Genomic DNA, 17498 nt, shown 5'->3' with positions numbered 1-17498 from the left:
TCGCCAGGGCGGCGGCGATCGCCCGGACCGAGCCGCGCGGCCCGACCGGCCCGCGCCGCAGCCCGTCACCGCCGACGCCTATCGCGCCCGTGCCGTAGCAATGTTCGACCGTCTCGACACCAATCATGACGGCAAGATCGACGCGACCGAACGCGCCGCCGCGCCCCGCTTCGGCGGTCGCCGCCGGGGCGACATGGCACCCGGAACTCAGCCTGCCCCCCCGCAGGACGACTGAGCCGTTCGCGGGGTGACCGGTCCTTCCGCCGGTCGCCCCGCTTGCGAGCCTGGCCTGCCATGCTAGACCCTTCCCCCATGTCCGACACGCCGCACCTGCTGCTCGTCGACGACGAGCGCTCGATCCGCGAACCGCTTGCCGTCTATCTGACCAAACAGGGGTTCCGCGTGACCCAGGCGGGCGATGCCGCCTCGGCGCGGACGCGGATGGCCGCCTATGCCATCGACCTCGTCATCCTCGACATCATGATGCCGGGCGAGGACGGGCTCAGCCTGTGCCGCCATATCGCGGCCGCCAGCGAGGTGCCGGTCATCCTGCTCACCGCGCGCGCCGAGGAAACCGACCGCATCGTCGGGCTGGAAATGGGCGCGGACGATTATGTCGTGAAGCCCTTCTCGCCGCGCGAACTCGCCACCCGTGCCAAGGTGGTCCTGCGTCGTACCCAGGCGGGCGGCGCGCGGCTCCATGCGCCCGACAGCGGATCCTATGCCTTTGCGGGCTGGGTCCTGAAATCGGGCGAACGGTCGCTGGTCGATCGCGAGGGCGTGTCGGTGATGCTGTCGACGGGCGAGTATAATCTCCTGCTCGCCCTGGTCAGCCGCCCGCGCCAGGTGCTGACGCGCGACCAGCTGCTCGACCTGACCCAGGGGAGAGAGGCCGCCGCCTTCGACCGCGCGATCGACAATCAGGTCAGTCGCCTGCGCCGCAAGATCGAGGCGGATCCCAAATCGCCCGAGATCATCAAGACCGTCTGGGGCGGCGGTTATACGCTCGCCGCGGAGGTGACGCGCCTGTGAGGATCGGGTTTTGAGGATCCGGCTGTGGCCGCGTCGGCTGGCGGCGCAGATGGCGCTGCTGCTCGCCATCGCGCTGTTCGTCGCACAGGCGATCAGCTTCACCCTGTTGCTGCGCGAACGGCGGTCGTTGCTGCTCGAACAGATTTCGGGCCCCGCCATCGCCCGGCTGAACGACTCGATCGAGCGCTCGACCAATGGCAGGCTGCCCCCGCCCGATCGTGGCCGCGTGCGCCGGGCGGCGAGCAACCCGATCGCTCCCGGCCTGCCGCGCGTGACCGAGGTCGAAACGCTGATCCGTGAGGGGCTCGTCGAATCGGGGCATCCGGTGGTGCGCGTCCTGACCGGCGTCCGTCCGTTCCATCCCGAGGATTTCGACTGGCCGCGCCGCCGCTTCGACCGCCGCCGCCAGCATCCCGTCGACGAACTGCTGATCGCGGTTCAGCAGAAGACGGGCGGGTGGCTGGTCACCCGGTCGATCTGGCCGCGCGACGGGCTGTATCTGGTCTGGCGGCTGATCGCACAGACGCTGATCCTCTATGGCATCATCCTGTTGCCCGTGCTGTGGATCGGGCGTCGCATTTCGCGGCCCTTGCGCGACCTGACCCGCGCAGCCGAGGGGTTCGACCCGCGCGAGAAGGGCGAGCCCATTCCCGAACAGGGTCCGCTCGACGTCTCCGCGCTCATCGCCGCGTTCAACGCGCTCCGCTTGCGGATCGGCGCGATGCTGGAGGAAAAGGACCGGATGCTGGGGGCGATCGGGCACGATCTGCGCACCCCGCTCGCCGCGCTTCGCGTGCGGATCGAGTCGGTCGAGGACGATCAGGATCGGCTGCGCATGGCCGACACCATCGCCGAGATGAACAAGACGCTGGAGGACATCCTCTCGCTCGCGCGCGTCGGCCGACCCAGCGAGATGGAGACGGACGTCGATCTCAACGCGCTGGTCGATGCGGTGGTCGCCGATTTCCATGACCTGGGGCAGGACGTCACCTTCGAGGAAGGCGGACGACTGCGGCTGAAGCTGCGGCCCTCGCTGATGCGCCGCGCGGTCCGTAACCTGATCGAGAATGCCGTCAAATATGGCTATGTCGCCGACGTCCGGATCGATCCGCAGCCCGACCATATCGCGATCATCGTGGCAGACCAGGGGCCCGGCATCGCCCCCGACCAGTTGGAAGCGGTGTTCGATCCCTTCATCCGGCTGGAAAGCTCGCGCAATCGGGACACGGGCGGAATCGGCCTCGGCCTCGCGCTGGCCCGTTCGATCGTGCGCGAGGCGGGCGGCGATATCCGGTTGACCAACCGGCCCGAAGGCGGGCTGGCGGCGACGATCACATTGCCCAGGTGATCCTCCCCGGCATGGGGGAAAGGGCGTCCCGCGTGCCCCCTCCGTCAGGGCTAACGCCCTGCCACCGCCCCGTGGCGGGGAGGAATTGCCTCAGGCATCCCTGGCAACGCGCAACATCGCCAGAGCGGCCAGTCCCATCACCCCCGCCGCGATCGCCATCGCCCAGACCAGATTGTCGGGGAAGAAATGGCTTACCACCGCGCCCATGATCGACGACACGATCAGCTGCGGCAGCACGATGAAGATGTTGAACAGGCCCATATAGATGCCAAGCTTGTCGGCGGGCAGCGCGGCCGAGAGGATCGCATAGGGCATGGTCAGGATCGATGCCCAGGCGATGCCCACGAAGACCATCGCGCCCAGCAGCCACCAGGCGTCGCGGATCACCAGGAAGCACGCGAACCCGATCGCGCCGCATAGCAACCCGACGACATGGGTATTGCGCCGCCCGATCGCGCGCGCCAGCGGTGGCAGCACAAAGGCCCAGAGGGTGGCGACCCCGCTATAGACGGCGAAGAGTACGCCGACCCAATTGGCCCCTTCGTTGAAGGCCGCGCTCGATGCGTCGCTGGTGTGGAAGACGCGCAACGCGACGATCGGCGTGGTGTAGATCCACATGATGAACAGCGCCGACCAGGTGAAGAACTGGACCAGCGCCAGCCGCTTCATCGTATCCGGCATCGCGGCGAGATCGGCGAGGATCTGGCTGAGCGCGTTACGCCCCTTCCCGCCCCGCACCAGCATCGCGCTGACGATCTGCGCCAGCCCGAACGCGATCAGGCCGCCGCCGAGCAGATAGACCGGCTTGTCGAGTCCCAGCGCACCGACCGCGATGACGATCGCGATGCCGGCGACGATCCAGACCGGCGCGGAGCCGATCCGGTCGCGCGGCGCCGCGTCGCCATGCGTCACCTGCCCCGCGTCATTGTCGGCGAAGGCGGCAAGCTGCTGCGGCGAATATTCGCGCGTGGTCAGCACGGTCCACAGCACCGCGACGAACAATGCCGCCGCGCCGATATAGAAGCCATAGCGGACCGATGGCGGCACCTCGCCCGGCCCCGCCACATTGGCCACGTGGAAGACGTCGGTCAGCAGCATCGGTGCCAGCGACCCGAGTACCGCGCCCGCGCCGATGAACCCGGTCTGGAAGGCATAGCCCGCCGTCCGCTGGCGACTGGGCAGCATGTCGCCGACAAAGGCGCGGAACGGCTCCATCGAAATGTTGAGCGAGGCGTCGAGCAGCCAGAGCAGCATCGCGGCGGCGAGCAGACCGCCCGCATTGGGCATCCCCACCAGCGCCAGCGTCGCGAGTACGGCCCCCGCCAGGAAATAGGGTCGCCGCCGCCCGAAACGTCCCCAGGTCCGGTCGCTATAATGGCCGATCACCGGCTGGACGAGCAGCCCGGTCAAGGGCGCCGCGATCCACAGGAACGCCAGATCCTTCTCGGCCGTACCCAGCGACTGGAAGATGCGGCTGACATTGGCGTTTTGCAGGGCGAAGCCGATCTGGATGCCGAAAAAACCGAACGAGGTGTTCCACAGCCCCCAAAAGCCCTGACGCGGCTTCTCCATAACCCCTCCCAATATTCTGTTATCGTTGTTGTTTACGGCCGGATGCTGGAGCCGCGCACGACCAGCGTGGCGGGCAGCAGGGTGGCCAAGCGGGGCTTGCCCGAAATCTCGGCGAGCAGCGCGCGGACCAGAAGCCGCCCCGCCGCCGCCGCGTCCTGTACCACGGTGGTGAGCGGCGGATGCGCGAAGCTCGCCGCCGGAATATCGTCGAACCCGACCAGAGATACGTCGCCCGGCACGCGCAGCCCCGCCTCCGCCAGCACGCGCATCGCCGCGAGCGCGATCAGGTCGCTCGCCGCCATGATCGCATCGAAGGGCTTGCCGCGCGCCAGCAAGGCCCGCGCGGCCCGCTCGCCCTCCTCCTCGCTGGAGATCGCGCCGACCTGCAGTGCGGGATCGCAGGCCAGATCCGCCTCGATCAGGGCGTCGCGATAGCCGCGATAACGGTCGTGGAATTCGGGATAATGGTCGGTCGCATCGCCCAGGAACGCGATCCGCTTCCGTCCCTGCGCCACCAGGTGCCGCGTCGCGGCCAGCGCGCCCGCATGATTGTCGCAGCCGATCGTCAGGCCCGGCTGCCCCGGCGCGACCGAGCCCCAGCGCACGAAATGGGTGCCGCGCGCCACCAGTTGATCGAGCTGCTCGCGGTAATCGGCATAATCGCCATAACCGAGCAGGATCAGCCCGTCGGCGCGGTGGCTGTCCTCATAGTCCGCCTGCCAGTTGCTCGTCGGGTTCTGGAACGAGACGAGCAGGTCGTAACCGACCTCCGCGCAGCTTTCCATGATCGAGCCCAGCATCCCGAGGAAGAACGGATTGATCAGCGTCCGCCCCGGTGAGGGATCGCGAAAGAGCAGCAGCGCCAGCGTCCGCGTCTGCCCGCTTCGCAGGTTGGAGGCGGCGCGGTCGACCGTGTAGTTCAGCGTCTTGGCGATCGCCTCGATCCGCGCGCGGGTGGCGGCGCTGACCGAAGGGCTGCCACGCAGCGCACGGCTGACCGTCGGCTGCGACACGCCCGCCATCTGCGCGATATCGAATGATGTGGGCTTTCGCTGGCCGACCAAGATCAGGGCATCCTCCTCGCCCCTGCATACCGGCTTTCCTGTGACAGGTTAAGCAGAGGCTCTGTCGTAATAATGCAACAGGCCGATATGGCCGCATTGAATACGTATGCGGCTTCATTTCCTTTTTTGTCGGCAAAATTCATTGGAGCTTTAACAACCATACCCGTTCGTCGAAAGAAAACGGGGTTTCCTGGAGGGGATTTCATGACGGTTCGCCCTGTGGCGCCGGCCGATGCCGCGCGCTCGTTCCTGAAGCTCGGGGTCAGCACGCTGGCCATGGTCATCGCCGCGCCGGTCTCTGCGCAGAGCGTCGCCATCGTGCCCGCACCGACGACCAGCGCCAATCCCAATGACGGCGCCGCCGCCGACACCGCGGCGCAGGATGCGCAGGCCACGTCCGAGCCCGGCGACATCGTCGTCACCGGTTTCCGCGCCGCGCTGGAAAACGCCGTCGCCGAGAAGAAGAACCGCGATCTCGTCGTCGAGTCCGTCTCGGCCGAGGATATCGGCAAGCTGCCCGACGCCTCGATCGCGGAGTCTATCGCCCGCCTGCCCGGCGTCACGTCGCAGCGCGTCAACGGTCGCTCCAACGCGATCTCGATCCGCGGCTTCGCGCCCGATTTCTCGACCACGCTCCTCAACGGTCGCGAACAGACCTCGACCGGTGACAATCGCGCGGTCGAGTATGACCAGTATCCCGCCGAAGTCGTCAACCAAGTCCTGATCTACAAGACCGCCAATGCCGGACTGATCGGCCAGGGCCTGTCGGGCACCGTCGACCTGAAGACCATTCGTCCGCTCGATTACGGGAAGCGCGTCTTCTCGGTCGGTGCGCGCGGCACCTATGCCGATATCGGCAAGCTGAATGCGGGTTCGAAGGATTTCGGCTACCGCGCATCGGCCACCTATGTCGACCAGTTCGCCGACGACACGATCGGCATCGCGCTGTCGGCCAGCTATCTCAACGAACCGTACCAGATCCAGGAAGGCAATGCCTGGGGCTATGCCCAGACGACGGTCGGCGGCCAGCCGGTCGATGTGATCGGCGGGTCCAAATCCTATGTCACCTCGACCACGCTCAAGCGACTGGGTCTTTCCGGCACGCTGCAGTGGAAGATGAGCGACACCTTCACCAGCACGCTCGACGGTTTCTATTCGGACTTCAACGACGACCAGATCAAGCGCGGCATCGAGCTGCCGCTGCAATGGGGCGCCAATCCGTCGCTGACCAATGCGACGGTCAATAACGGCCTGGTCACCTCGGGCACGTTCAACGGCGTCGAGGGGGTGGTCCGCAACGATGCGTTCCAGCGCAAGGCCAAGCTCTATTCGTTCGGTTATAACGGCAAGTATAAGGGCGATGACGGCTGGAGCGCGTTCATCGACCTCAGCTATTCGAAGACCGATCGCGACGAGACGACGTTCGAAACCTATAGCGGCACCGGCTATGGCCAGGGCAATGGCGCGACCGATACGCTGGGCTTCACCACCGGCCGGACGGGCACCGTCTTCAAGCCGACGCTGAACTATTCCGACCCGAACCTCATCCAGCTGACCGACCCGCTCGGCTGGGGCGGCACGACGCGCCAGGCGGGCTATTACAACGATCGCAAGGTCCGCGACGAGATCAAGCAGTACCGCGTCGAGATCGAGCGCGAGCTGGAAACGCCCATCGTCCATGCGATCCGCTTCGGCCTGAACTACACCGACCATTCCAAGTCGCTCGCGCCCAACGAGGCGTTCGTGACGCTGGCGAACGGCGCACAGATCCAGGCGCTGCCGCAGCAATATCGCCAGACGCCGACCGACCTGACCTATCTGGGTCTTGGGCCGATGCTCAGCTATGATCCGCGCGCGCTGCTCGCGGGCGGCGTCTACACGCTGACCCCCAACACCAGCCCGGACGTACCGGCCAAGGCCTATACGACCACCGAGCATCTGATGACCGCCTATCTGCAGACCGATCTGCGGGCCCAGCTCGGCGCGGCGGAACTGACCGGCAATATCGGCGTCCAGGCGGTCGGCACCGAGCAGAAGTCGCGCGGGCTGGTCTATAACGGCACCAGCTTCGACCCGATCGTGCAGGGCGCCAATTACTGGGACATCCTGCCCAGCGCCAACCTGTCGCTTCGCCTGCCCAGCGACTGGGTGTTCCGCGTCGCCGCGGCGCGCCAGATGATGCGCCCGCGCTTCGACGACATGCGCGTCGCGCTCTCCTACGGCTTCGACACGGCGCAGGGGATCATCTCGGGCAATGGCGGCAACCCCTATCTCCGCCCGATCCGGTCCAACTCCTATGACGTGACGATCGAGAAGTATTTCGGCACGCGGGGCTATCTGGCGGCGCAGGGCTTCTACAAGGATCTCAAGAGCTTCGTTTACAATCTTGAGCAGCCTTACGACTATACCGGCCTACCGCTTCCGGCCTCGCTGCCGATCGGCATCCCGCTTCAGGGGCGGATCACCCGGCCGATCAACGGCACCGGCGGCTCGATCTACGGCGTCGAGCTGGCGGGCACGCTGCCCCTGGGTCAGGTGGTCGGCTTCCTCGACGGCTTCGGCCTGACCGGCGGCGGATCCTATACCAAGACCGAGATCACGCCGACCCCCGGCGGCGATCCCGAGGACATTCCGGGCTATTCGCGCTGGGTGGCGAACGGCACCGCCTTCTTCGAGAAATGGGGTCTGAACGTCCGTGGTTCGGTTCGCTACCGCTCGACCTTCGTGGGTGAGCTGTCGGGCTTCGGGGCCAACCGCGTCCGCCGCCGCGCCATCGACGAGACGATCATCGACGGCCAGATCGGCTATGACTTCCAGGAAGGCACCTTCAAGGGCCTGTCGATCTTCCTGCAGGGCCAGAACCTGACCGACACCCCGTTCGTCACCACCAATGGCGGTCGCCGCGACGAGGTGATCGACTATCAAAGCTATGGTCGCCGGTTCCTCGCCGGGTTTACCTATCGCTTCTGATGCCCCTATTCCGCGCCGGTTCCTCTCTTCCGGCGCGGGATACCCGAATGTGAGACGCCGCATGGACGCCGCCCCCTCCGCAGATCCCATCGCCCGCCGGGTCGTGGTCGTCGGCGGCGGCACCGCCGGATGGATGGCGGCGGCGGCGCTCGCCCGGTTCCTGCCGTCCGCCCACCACATCACGCTGATCGAATCCGATGCGATCGGCACGGTCGGCGTGGGGGAGGCGACGATCCCCGGCATCCGGCTGTTCAACCAGATGCTGGGCCTCGACGAAGCCGAGTTCCTGCGCGCGACGAATGGCAGCTTCAAGCTCGGCATCCGGTTCGAAGGCTGGTCGGGAGAGGGCAGCGGCTATCTCCACGCCTTTGGCAGCATCGGCCGTGGCCTGGGGCTGGTCCCCTTTCATCAATATTGGCTGCGTGGCGGCGGCGCGGCGAACCCGGCCTCGCTCTGGGGCCATATGGCGAGCGCGCAGGCCGCGATGAGCGGCCGCTTCGCGCCCGATCCCGGCCGTCCCGATCTGCCCAGCGGTCTCGCCTGGGCCTATCATTTCGATGCCAGCCTCTATGCCGCGTTGCTCCGCCGCCAGGCGGAAGCCATGGGCGTGGTGCGAGTGGAGGGGCGGATCGCGTCGGTCGCGCGTGATGCGACGGCGCGGATCGATCATGTCGTGCTGGAGGGCGGCGCGGCCCATGTCGGCGACCTCTTCATCGATTGCACGGGCTTCCGCGCACTGCTGATCGGCGAGACGCTGGCCGAGCCGTTCGACGACTGGTCCGGGCTGCTGCCCTGCGACCGCGCGCTGGCGGTGGCGGGCGAGCGGATCGCGCCCCTGCCCCCCTATACCCGCGCGATCGCGCACGGCGCGGGCTGGCGCTGGCGCATTCCGCTGCAGCACCGGACCGGTAACGGACTGGTCTATGACAGCCACCACCTCTCCGACGACGAAGCCGCCGACCGCCTGCTCACCGCGCTGAACGGCGAGGCGGCGGGCGAACCGCGCCTGCTCCGCTTCACCACCGGACGGCGCGCCCGCGCCTGGGTCGGCAATTGCGTCGCGCTCGGGCTGGCGGCGGGTTTCCTCGAACCGCTGGAGTCGACCAGCATCCATCTGATCCAGTCGGGTATCGCCCGGCTGCTCGACTATTGGCCCGGCGCCACCCCACAGCCGGTCGAGATCGACGCCTATAATCGCGAGACGGCGGCCGAATGGCTCGCCATCCGCGACTTCCTGATCCTCCACTATCACGCCAATGCGCGCACCGAGCCCTTCTGGACGGAGCGCCGCGCGGTGCCGTTGCCCGATAGTCTCGCGGCGCGGATCGCGCTGTTCCGTGCCAATGGCCGCTTCCGTCGCGACGGCGACGAACTCTTCGCCGAACCCGGCTGGGTGCAGGTCATGATCGGCCAGGGCATCCTGCCAGCCGGACATCATGCGCTCGCGGATGCGCTGTCGGCGGATGAGCTCCACGACTTCCTCAGCCTCACCCGGCGTCACGCCGCGCAGGTGGCCGCGCGGCTGCCGACGCACGACGCCTTCCTCGCCGCGCATTGCGCCGCGCCCGACCAGAAGGTTTTTGCATGAAAGCGCTGTTGCTCGCCCTATTGGCCACCGCCACGCCGGTGGCGGCGCAGGATTATCGCCAGCGACTGCCGCAGGACGAGGTCATCTATTTCGTCCTGCCCGACCGGTTCGAGAATGGCGACACCGCCAATGATCGCGGCGGGTTGAAGGGCGGCCCGCTGACCACCGGTTTCGATCCGACGCACAAGGGCTTCTATCATGGCGGCGACCTGAAGGGGCTGACCAGGCGGCTCGACTATATCCAGGGGCTGGGCGCGACAGCGATCTGGCTGGGGCCGATCTTCAAGAACAAGCCTGTTCAGGGGGCCAAGGGCCAGGAGAGCGCTGGCTATCACGGTTACTGGATCACCGACTTCACCACCGTCGACCCGCACCTGGGGACCGAGGCCGATCTCCACGCCTTCGTCGACGCGGCACATGCGCGAGGGATGAAGGTCTATATGGACATCATCGTCAACCACACGGCGGACGTGATCCAGTATCGTGAATGCGGCGAGGGCTCGGCCTGCCCCTATCGCGATCGCGCGACCTATCCCTATCAGCGGCAGGGCGGCGTCGGCGGCAAGGCGATCAATTCCGGATTCCTCGGCGACGACGTGCAGACGGCGGCGAACTTCGCGCATCTGACCGATCCCGATTACGCCTACACGCCCTATGTCCCGGCGCGCGAGAAGAACGCCAAGACCCCGGCCTGGCTCAACGACCCGATCTACTACCACAATCGCGGCAACACGACCTTCGAGGACGAAAGCTCGACCACCGGCGACTTTTCGGGGCTGGACGACCTCTATACCGAGAATCCGCGCGTCATCGCGGGCATGATCGACATCTATGGGAGCTGGATCGACCGGTTCGGCATCGACGGCTATCGCATCGACACCGCCAAGCATGTGAATCCGGAATTCTGGCGCAGCTTCGTCCCCGCGATGCTCGAGCGCGCGAAGGCGAAGGGGATTCCGAACTTCCACATCTTCGGCGAGGTGACGGCGGGGATGGAGCCCGGCTATCTCGCGCGCTGGACCAAGATCGCCGCCTATCCGGCGGTCCTCGACTTCGCCTTCATGAACGCGGTGATCCAGACGGTCGCGGAGAACAGGCCGACACGGGTCCTCTCCAGCCTGTTCGAAGGCGACGTGCTCTATGCCAGGGAGGAGGCGACGGCGGACATCCTGCCGACGTTCCTCGGCAATCACGATCATGGCCGCTTCGCGCACGACGTTCGGGTGGCGAACCCCGATGCCTCGGATGACGAGATACGCAAGCGCGTCGAACTCGGCCACGCCATGCTGCTGACCCTGCGCGGCGTGCCGACCATCTATTCGGGTGACGAACAGGGTTTCGCGGGCGACGGCAACGACCAGGACGCGCGAGAGGACATGTTCGCGAGCAAGGTCGCCAGCTACAACGACAACAGGCTGGTCGGCACCACCAAGACCACCGCGACCGACAGCTTCGTGACCAGCCATCCGCTCTACCGCGAGATCGCGACGCTCGCGCGGCTGCGCGTCGCCAACCCGGCCCTCACGCGCGGTCGACAGGTGATCCGTGCGCGTGGCGATGCGCCGGGGCTGTTCGCGGTGTCACGCTTCGATCCCGCCACGGGTCGCGAATATCTGATCGCGTTCAACACCTCGACCAGGCCGATCGTGCAGGCGGTGCAGGTCGAAACGGGGTCGCAGCGCTTCGCCACCCTTGCCGGAACATGCGCCCCCACCGCGGCCGCGCCCGGCAGCCTGATGTTGGAATTGCCCGCCTTCGGCTATGCCGTCTGCGCGGCGGAGAGCCGTTGATGACCCAGAGCGTTCCCACCGCCCCCCGCCCCTGGTGGAAGGGCGCGGTGATCTACCAGATCTATCCCCGCAGCTTCGCCGACAGCAATGGCGACGGCATCGGCGACCTGCCCGGCATCACCGCGCGGCTGGATCACGTCGCGAGCCTGGGCGTCGATGCGATCTGGCTGTCGCCCTTCTTCACCTCGCCGATGAAGGATTTCGGCTATGACGTCGCCGATTACCGCGATGTCGACCCGATCTTCGGGACGCTCGCCGATTTCGACGCGCTGGTCGCGCGGGCACACCGGCTCGGGCTGAAGGTCGTCATCGATCAGGTCTATAGCCACACCTCCGACGAGCATCCCTGGTTCACCGAAAGCCGGGCCAGCCGCACCAATGCCCGTGCCGACTGGTATGTCTGGGCCGACGCCAAGCCCGACGGTTCGCCGCCGTCGAACTGGCAATCGGTGTTCGGCGGTCCCGCCTGGACCTGGGACGCGCGGCGCGGGCAATATTATCTGCACAACTTCCTGAAGGAGCAGCCGCAGCTCCACGTCCATCATCCGGACGTACAGGCGGAGTTGCTGGCGACCGCGCGGTTCTGGCTCGATCGCGGCGTCGACGGCTTCCGTCTCGATGCGATCAACTTCATGATGCACGAGCCGAGCTTCCGCGATAATCCGCCCGCGCCCGACACCGGCAAGACACGGACCCGCCCGTTCGACTTCCAGGTAAAGCTCTACAACCAGAGCCACGCCGATATCGTCCCCTTCCTCGAACGGATCCGCGCCACGCTGGACGAATATGGCGAGCGTTTCACCGTGGCCGAGGTCGGCGGTGACGAGGCCGAGCGCGAGATGAAGCTGTTCACGGCGGGCGAGCACCGGTTGAACACGGCCTATGGCTTCGACTTCCTCTATGCCGACCGGCTGACCCCGCGCATCGTCGCCGAAGCGGTGGCGAAATGGCCCGCCGAACCGGGAATGGGCTGGCCGAGCTGGGCGTTCGAGAACCATGACGCGCCGCGCGCCGTGTCGCGCTGGACGATGCCGGAGCATCGCGAGGCCTTCGCGCGGATGAAGATGCTGCTGCTGCTGGCGCTTCGCGGCAATGCCTTTCTCTATCAGGGCGAGGAACTGGGGCTGACCCAGGTCGACGTGCCGTTCGAGCGGCTGGTCGATCCCGAAGCCATCGCCAATTGGCCACTGACGCTGTCGCGCGACGGCGTGCGCACGCCGATGCCATGGAGCAGCAATGCACCCAATGGCGGCTTCTCGGATGCCGAACCCTGGCTCCCCACCGGCCCCGATCATGCCGCGCTGGCCGTCAATCGGCAGGAGGGTGATCCGGACTCGCTGCTCAACCTTACCCGTCACCTGGTCGGGCTTCGTCGTGCGACGCCCGCGCTGGCGATCGGCGACCTGACGCTGCTTCATGCCCACGAGCAACTGCTCGCCTTCGAGCGGCGCGAGGGGACTCAGCGCCTGCTGTGCCTGTTCAATCTGGGCGACACGCCCATGCCCGTGCCCCCCGCCCTGCCGCGCGGCGGACGCACGCTGGTCCACGTCAATAGCGCCACCGACGAACGCCTGGGCGCGTTCGGGGCGGCGATCCGGGAGATGACTGCATGAAGACGACTATCGCCATCGGCCCCCTTCTCGCAGGCGCCCTGATCGCCAGCGCGGCATCCGCCCAGAACGGCCCCGCCGATCCGGCGGTCAACGAGACGTTCAAGTTCGCCAAGCCCGCCGGACAGCCCGACGCCATCGAGACTTCGCCCAACGGGCAGATCACCGTGCAGGTGTCGACCGACAATGACGGCCGCGCGGTCTATATGATCGCGCGAAACGGCAACGCGATCGTCGCGCCGTCTCGCCTGGGCATGATGTTCACCGACGCGCCCAAGATCGAGCGGGGCATGAAGATCGAGGCGGTCAGCCACGCCAAGGCCGACACGAGCTGGACCCAGCCCTGGGGCGAATGGCGCACCATCCGCGACAATCACCGCGAGATGCGCGTCCGCCTGATGGAATCGAGTGCGCTCCACCGCCGCTACGACGTGGTGTTCCGGGTGCAGGATGACGGCGTCGGCTTCCGCTACGAATTTCCCGAGCAGCAGGCGATGCCCAAGGCGAACATCGCCGAGGAGCTGACCGAGTTCAACATCGCGCAGGGCGGCACCGCCTGGTGGAAACCCGCCTTCCTGTGGAACCGCGAGGAATATCTCTACAACCGCACGCCCATCGCGGCGGTGGGCACGGCGGCGACGCCGATCACGATGAAGCTGGACGACGGCACCCATGTCGCCATCCATGAGGCGGCGTTGGTCGACTATGCCAGCATGGCGGTCATGAAGACCGAGGGGAACAGCTTCAAGGCCGTCCTCACCCCCGGCTCGGGCGCGCCCAAGGTGGTGAAGACCGGCGCGTGGACGACGCCCTGGCGGACCTTCCTGATCGCACCCGACGCGGGCGGGCTCTATATGAGCCATCTGATGCTCAACCTGAACGAGCCCAACAAGCTGGGCGACGTGACGTGGGTGAAGCCGGGCAAGTTCGTCGGCGTCTGGTGGAAGATGATCAAGGGCGACTGGAGCTGGGCGCGCGGCCCCCGTCACGGGGCGACCACCGCCAATGTGAAGACCTATATCGATTTCGCCGCCAGATACGGCATCCCCGGCGTGCTGGTCGAGGGGTGGAATATCGGCTGGGACGGCGACTGGGCGGGCAATGGCTCGGCGATGCAGTTCGCGACCCCGGCGGAGGATTTCGACGCGGACTATCTCGCCAAATATGCCAGGTCCAAGGGCGTCTCGCTGATCGGCCATCACGAGACGGGTGGCGCGGTCAGCCATTATGAGAGCCAGTTCGACCCCGCCTTCAAGTTCGCCGCCGATCATGGCGAGCATGTCGTCAAGACCGGCTATGTCGCCGATGCCGGACAGATCGAGCGCGTGAACCCCGATGGCTCGGTATCGCGCGAGTGGCATGAGGGCCAGTGGATGGTGAACCATCATCTCCGCGTCCTGGCCGCCGCCGCCAAATACAAGGTCTCGATCGACAGCCATGAGCCGGTCAAGGACACCGGCCTGCGCCGCACCTATCCCAACTGGCTGGCGCGCGAGGGCTCGCGCGGGATGGAATATAACGCCTGGGCGGGCAAGAACCCGCCCGAGCATGAGGCGAACCTGGCCTTCACCCGGATGCTGGAAGGCCCGATGGACTTCACGCCCGGCGTGCTGAGCCTGACCGGCAGCGACGACAGCCCGATCCAGTCGACCATCGCCAAGCAGCTCGCGCTCTATGTGGTCCTCTATTCGCCGGTGCAGATGGCGGCGGACACGCCGGAGAATTACGCGAAATACCCGCAGGCCTTCCGCTTCATCGCGGACGTGCCGGTGGATTGGGAGGACAGCCGCGTGCTGAACGGCGAGGTCGGCGATTACGTCACCTTCGCGCGGCGGGATCGGAAGAGCCGCGACTGGTATATCGGCTCGATCACCGACGAGAACCCCCGCGACCTGACCGTCACGCTCGACTTCCTGGAGCCCGGCAAGGCGTATGAGGCGCAGGTCTACAAGGACGGCCCCGGGGCGACCTATGCGACCGATGCGCGCCATTCGATCGCGTTCGAAACCCGGCGGGTGAAGAAGGGCGACACGCTGACGCTGTCGCTGGCCCCCGGCGGCGGCCAGGCGATCCGGCTGAAGGCTCTGTAACCCTCAATTCCTCCCCAAGCTCTGCTTGGGGAGGGGGACCATCGCGCCAGCGATGGTGGAGGGGCGCGACGGACCGGCCACGCCCCTCCACCACGCCCTTCGGGCGCGGTCCCCCTCCCCGCGCTTCGCGCAGGGAGGAATGGGTTACTTCGTCGGAAAACCCCGCTGTTTCAGCAGCGCGTTGACGTCCGGGTCGCGGCCCCGGAACGCGCGGTAGGCCTCCGCCCGGTCGGTTTCGTTCCCCGTCGACAACAGGATCCGCGCGAAGCGATCCGCCGTCGCCTTGTCCCAGGGGCTCCCCGCTTCCTCGAACGCGGCGAAGGTGTCGGCGTCCATCGTCTCCGACCAGAGATAGCTATAGTAGCCCGCCGAATAGCTGTCCGACGAGAAGAGGTGATTGAACTGCGGCAGGCGGTGCCGCATCACCAGCTCCCTGGGCATCCCGATCTCGCGCAGGGTCGCCGCCTCGAACGCCGCGGGATCGACCACGCCGTCCGGGATGGTGTGCAGCTTCATGTCGACGATTGCCGAGGACAGATATTCGGTCGTCGCGAACCCCTGGTTGAAGGTCTCCGACGCCTTGATCTTGTCGAGCAGCGCCTGTGGCATGGGCTGGCCGGTCTTGTAGTGGCGGGCGTACTTATCCAGCACGTCGCGGGTCAGCAGCCAATGCTCGTTCACCTGGCTGGGATATTCGACGAAGTCGCGCGGCGTGCCCGCCAGCCCCGGATAGGTGACGTTCTGCAACATCGCATGGATGGCGTGGCCGAATTCGTGGAACAGCGTCTCGGCGTCGTCCAGGCTGATGAGGACGGGTTCGCCCTTCGCGCCCCTGGTGAAGTTGTTGTTGTTCGACGACAGGACATTCTGCGCCGGCGCCAGGTTACGCTGGCCGCGATAGGTGTTCGCCCAGGCGCCCGAGCGCTTGCCCGTCCGCGCGAAGTCGTCGCGATAGAACAGGCCGACTTCCCTGCCGTTCCGCGTGACGTGCCAGACGCGCATGTTGGGCTCGAACACCGGCACCGTGCCGGTGATCTCCTTGAACTCCAGGCCATAAAGCCGGTTCGCGGCATAGAGCGAACCCTGGATGATGTTGTTCAGCTCGAAATAGGGTTTCAGCTCGGCCTGATCGAGGTCGTAGCGGCTCTTGCGGACCTTCTCCTGATAGAAGCGATAGTCCCAGGGCTCGATGGTGATCCTGGCCCCTTCCCCCCTGGCGGCAGACGCGTCGGCGATCGCCTGCATGTCGCGGACCTCCTCGGCGACGCGCGCCTTGGCGGCGGGCCAGACGCGCATCATCAGGTCGGTCGCGGCCGCCGGGGTCTTGGCCATCGTGTCCTGCATCCGCCAGTCGGCATGGGTCTTGAACCCCAGCAGGTGCGCGCGGTCCGCGCGAAGCTTCACGATCCGCGCGATCGTCGCCTTGGTGTCATTGGCGTCGCCATTGTCGCCGCGGCTGACGAACGCGCGCCAGACCTGTTCGCGAAGCGCACGGTCGGTCCCGAAGGTCAGCACCGGGTCGACCGCCGAGCGCGTATTGACGATCGCCCAGCCCGGCTGTCCGCGCTCGACCGCCGCCGCCTTGGCCACCGCCTTGACGCTGTCGGGCAGTCCTGCGAGGCGGGCCTCGTCGGTGACCGTGATCGCCTTGCCCTCGTCGGCGAGCAGCTTTTGCGAGAATTCCGAAAAGGCCACTGCAGGCTGCTGATTATATTCGGACAGTTGCTGCTTCTGCGCGGCCGTCAGCTTGGCCCCCTGTCGCACGAAACTGTCATAGGTGCGGGTCACCAGCCGCTTCTGCTGCGCGTCGAGGCCGCTGCTATCCCGCGCCTTGTAGATCGCCTCGATCCGCGCGAACAGCTTCGGGTTGAAGGTGATCTCGTCCGACGCCTTGGCCAGCCTGGGCGACCACTCGCGGTCCAGCGCCTGATAGGCCGGGTTGTTCATGTTGCCGGTCATCACGCCGAACATCGTCATCACGCGGTTCAGCGACTGCCCGGCATTCTGCATCGGCACGAAGGTGTTGGCGAAGCTCGGCTTGGCGGGATCGTTGGCGATCCGCTCATAATCGGCGCGACGCTCGGCCAGCGCCGCCGTGAAGGCCGCCGGGAAGAGGTCGGGCTTCACCTTGTCCCAGGGGGGTACGCCGCCATAGGGGCCGGTCCAGGGGCTGAGCAACGGGTTGGCGGCGGCGGATTGGGCCGCCTGCGGCGGGGCGGACATGGCGGATGAACTCATGAGAACCGCAAGCGCGGCGAGGGACAGATGACGCAAAATGAACTCCCGGTCATGAAAGACGCGTCATCACCATAAGCCTGGGAGCAATCAGGTAAAGTCCGGCCCGGCCGCCGGTCCCTAGGCCGGATCGACATTCAGCTTATTCTCCCCCTCTCCCCTGGACAGGGGAGAGGGTTAGCGAAGCTTGCCAGCGTGC

General features: G+C 66.7%; 11 protein-coding genes. 8 read left to right on the top strand and 3 right to left on the bottom strand.

Annotation, left to right across the window (positions count from 1 at the left end):
- The 3 genes from LRP66_RS12795 to LRP66_RS12785 form a co-directional block, all read left to right on the top strand.
- The coding region (locus LRP66_RS12795) for an EF-hand domain-containing protein (RefSeq protein WP_268992460.1) at nt 1–235 on the top strand (235 nt) is incomplete at its 5' end.
- A 77-nt stretch (nt 236–312) separates the two neighbouring features.
- On the top strand, nt 313–1032 hold the full coding sequence (locus LRP66_RS12790) for a response regulator (protein ID WP_230482987.1): 720 nt from the start codon (nt 313–315) through the stop codon (nt 1030–1032).
- Nucleotides 1033–1081: 49 nt separating this feature from the next.
- Nucleotides 1082–2380 (top strand): sensor histidine kinase, encoded by a 1299-nt coding sequence (locus tag LRP66_RS12785; RefSeq protein ID WP_230482990.1) that lies wholly within the window; start codon nt 1082–1084, stop codon nt 2378–2380.
- 90 nt (nt 2381–2470) lie between these two features.
- On the opposite strand, the gene LRP66_RS12780 is transcribed toward LRP66_RS12785, so the two are convergent.
- Both LRP66_RS12780 and LRP66_RS12775 read right to left on the bottom strand, forming a co-directional pair.
- A complete protein-coding gene (locus LRP66_RS12780) occupies nt 2471–3952 on the bottom strand; it encodes an MFS transporter (protein ID WP_230482986.1) in 1482 nt (493 codons plus the stop codon).
- A gap of 32 nt (nt 3953–3984) precedes the next feature.
- Nucleotides 3985–5016, bottom strand: a complete 1032-nt coding sequence (locus LRP66_RS12775) for a LacI family DNA-binding transcriptional regulator (protein WP_230482985.1) — start codon at nt 5014–5016, stop codon at nt 3985–3987.
- A 204-nt stretch (nt 5017–5220) separates the two neighbouring features.
- Between LRP66_RS12775 and LRP66_RS12770 the strand changes: the two genes are divergently transcribed.
- The 5 genes from LRP66_RS12770 (at nt 5221) to LRP66_RS12750 (ending at nt 15064) form a co-directional block, all read left to right on the top strand.
- The gene (locus LRP66_RS12770) at nt 5221–7986 is read left to right on the top strand and encodes a TonB-dependent receptor (protein ID WP_230482984.1); all 2766 of its coding nucleotides are present in this window, start codon (nt 5221–5223) and stop codon (nt 7984–7986) included.
- Between the two features lie 61 nt (nt 7987–8047).
- A complete protein-coding gene (locus LRP66_RS12765; RefSeq protein WP_230482983.1) occupies nt 8048–9574 on the top strand; it encodes a tryptophan halogenase family protein in 1527 nt (508 codons plus the stop codon).
- Nucleotides 9571–11364 (top strand): alpha-amylase family glycosyl hydrolase, encoded by a 1794-nt coding sequence (locus LRP66_RS12760; RefSeq protein ID WP_230482982.1) that lies wholly within the window; start codon nt 9571–9573, stop codon nt 11362–11364. Before LRP66_RS12765 ends, LRP66_RS12760 begins: the two co-directional genes overlap by 4 nt.
- Nucleotides 11364–12977 carry an alpha-glucosidase gene (locus LRP66_RS12755; RefSeq protein WP_230482981.1) on the top strand — a complete coding sequence of 538 codons (1614 nt, stop codon included), beginning with the start codon at nt 11364–11366 and terminating at the stop codon, nt 12975–12977. Before LRP66_RS12760 ends, LRP66_RS12755 begins: the two co-directional genes overlap by 1 nt.
- On the top strand, nt 12974–15064 hold the full coding sequence (locus LRP66_RS12750; protein ID WP_230482980.1) for a glycoside hydrolase family 97 protein: 2091 nt from the start codon (nt 12974–12976) through the stop codon (nt 15062–15064). The genes LRP66_RS12755 and LRP66_RS12750 overlap by 4 nt, the downstream gene beginning before the upstream one ends.
- 144 nt (nt 15065–15208) lie before the next feature.
- Here the strand turns inward: LRP66_RS12750 and LRP66_RS12745 are convergent, their stop codons facing one another.
- A complete protein-coding gene (locus LRP66_RS12745) occupies nt 15209–17287 on the bottom strand; it encodes a M3 family metallopeptidase (protein WP_230482979.1) in 2079 nt (692 codons plus the stop codon).
- Nucleotides 17288–17498: the final 211 nt, after the last annotated feature.

This window comes from Sphingomonas sp. Leaf21 (assembly GCF_916858675.1).
In the GTDB taxonomy this organism is placed as follows: domain Bacteria; phylum Pseudomonadota; class Alphaproteobacteria; order Sphingomonadales; family Sphingomonadaceae; genus Sphingomonas.
This window is presented reverse-complemented; position numbering and strand designations above follow the sequence as displayed.

Coding starts and splice junctions, on each gene's coding strand:
- LRP66_RS12755 (WP_230482981.1), top strand. CDS start 11,364: ATGACCCAGAGCGTTCCCACCGCCCCCCGCCCCTGGTGGAAGGGCGCG.
- LRP66_RS12760 (WP_230482982.1), top strand. CDS start 9,571: ATGAAAGCGCTGTTGCTCGCCCTATTGGCCACCGCCACGCCGGTGGCG.
- LRP66_RS12750 (WP_230482980.1), top strand. CDS start 12,974: ATGAAGACGACTATCGCCATCGGCCCCCTTCTCGCAGGCGCCCTGATC.
- LRP66_RS12770 (WP_230482984.1), top strand. CDS start 5,221: ATGACGGTTCGCCCTGTGGCGCCGGCCGATGCCGCGCGCTCGTTCCTG.
- LRP66_RS12765 (WP_230482983.1), top strand. CDS start 8,048: ATGGACGCCGCCCCCTCCGCAGATCCCATCGCCCGCCGGGTCGTGGTC.
- LRP66_RS12790 (WP_230482987.1), top strand. CDS start 313: ATGTCCGACACGCCGCACCTGCTGCTCGTCGACGACGAGCGCTCGATC.
- LRP66_RS12745 (WP_230482979.1), bottom strand. CDS start 17,287: ATGTCCGCCCCGCCGCAGGCGGCCCAATCCGCCGCCGCCAACCCGTTG.
- LRP66_RS12780 (WP_230482986.1), bottom strand. CDS start 3,952: ATGGAGAAGCCGCGTCAGGGCTTTTGGGGGCTGTGGAACACCTCGTTC.
- LRP66_RS12785 (WP_230482990.1), top strand. CDS start 1,082: ATGGCGCTGCTGCTCGCCATCGCGCTGTTCGTCGCACAGGCGATCAGC.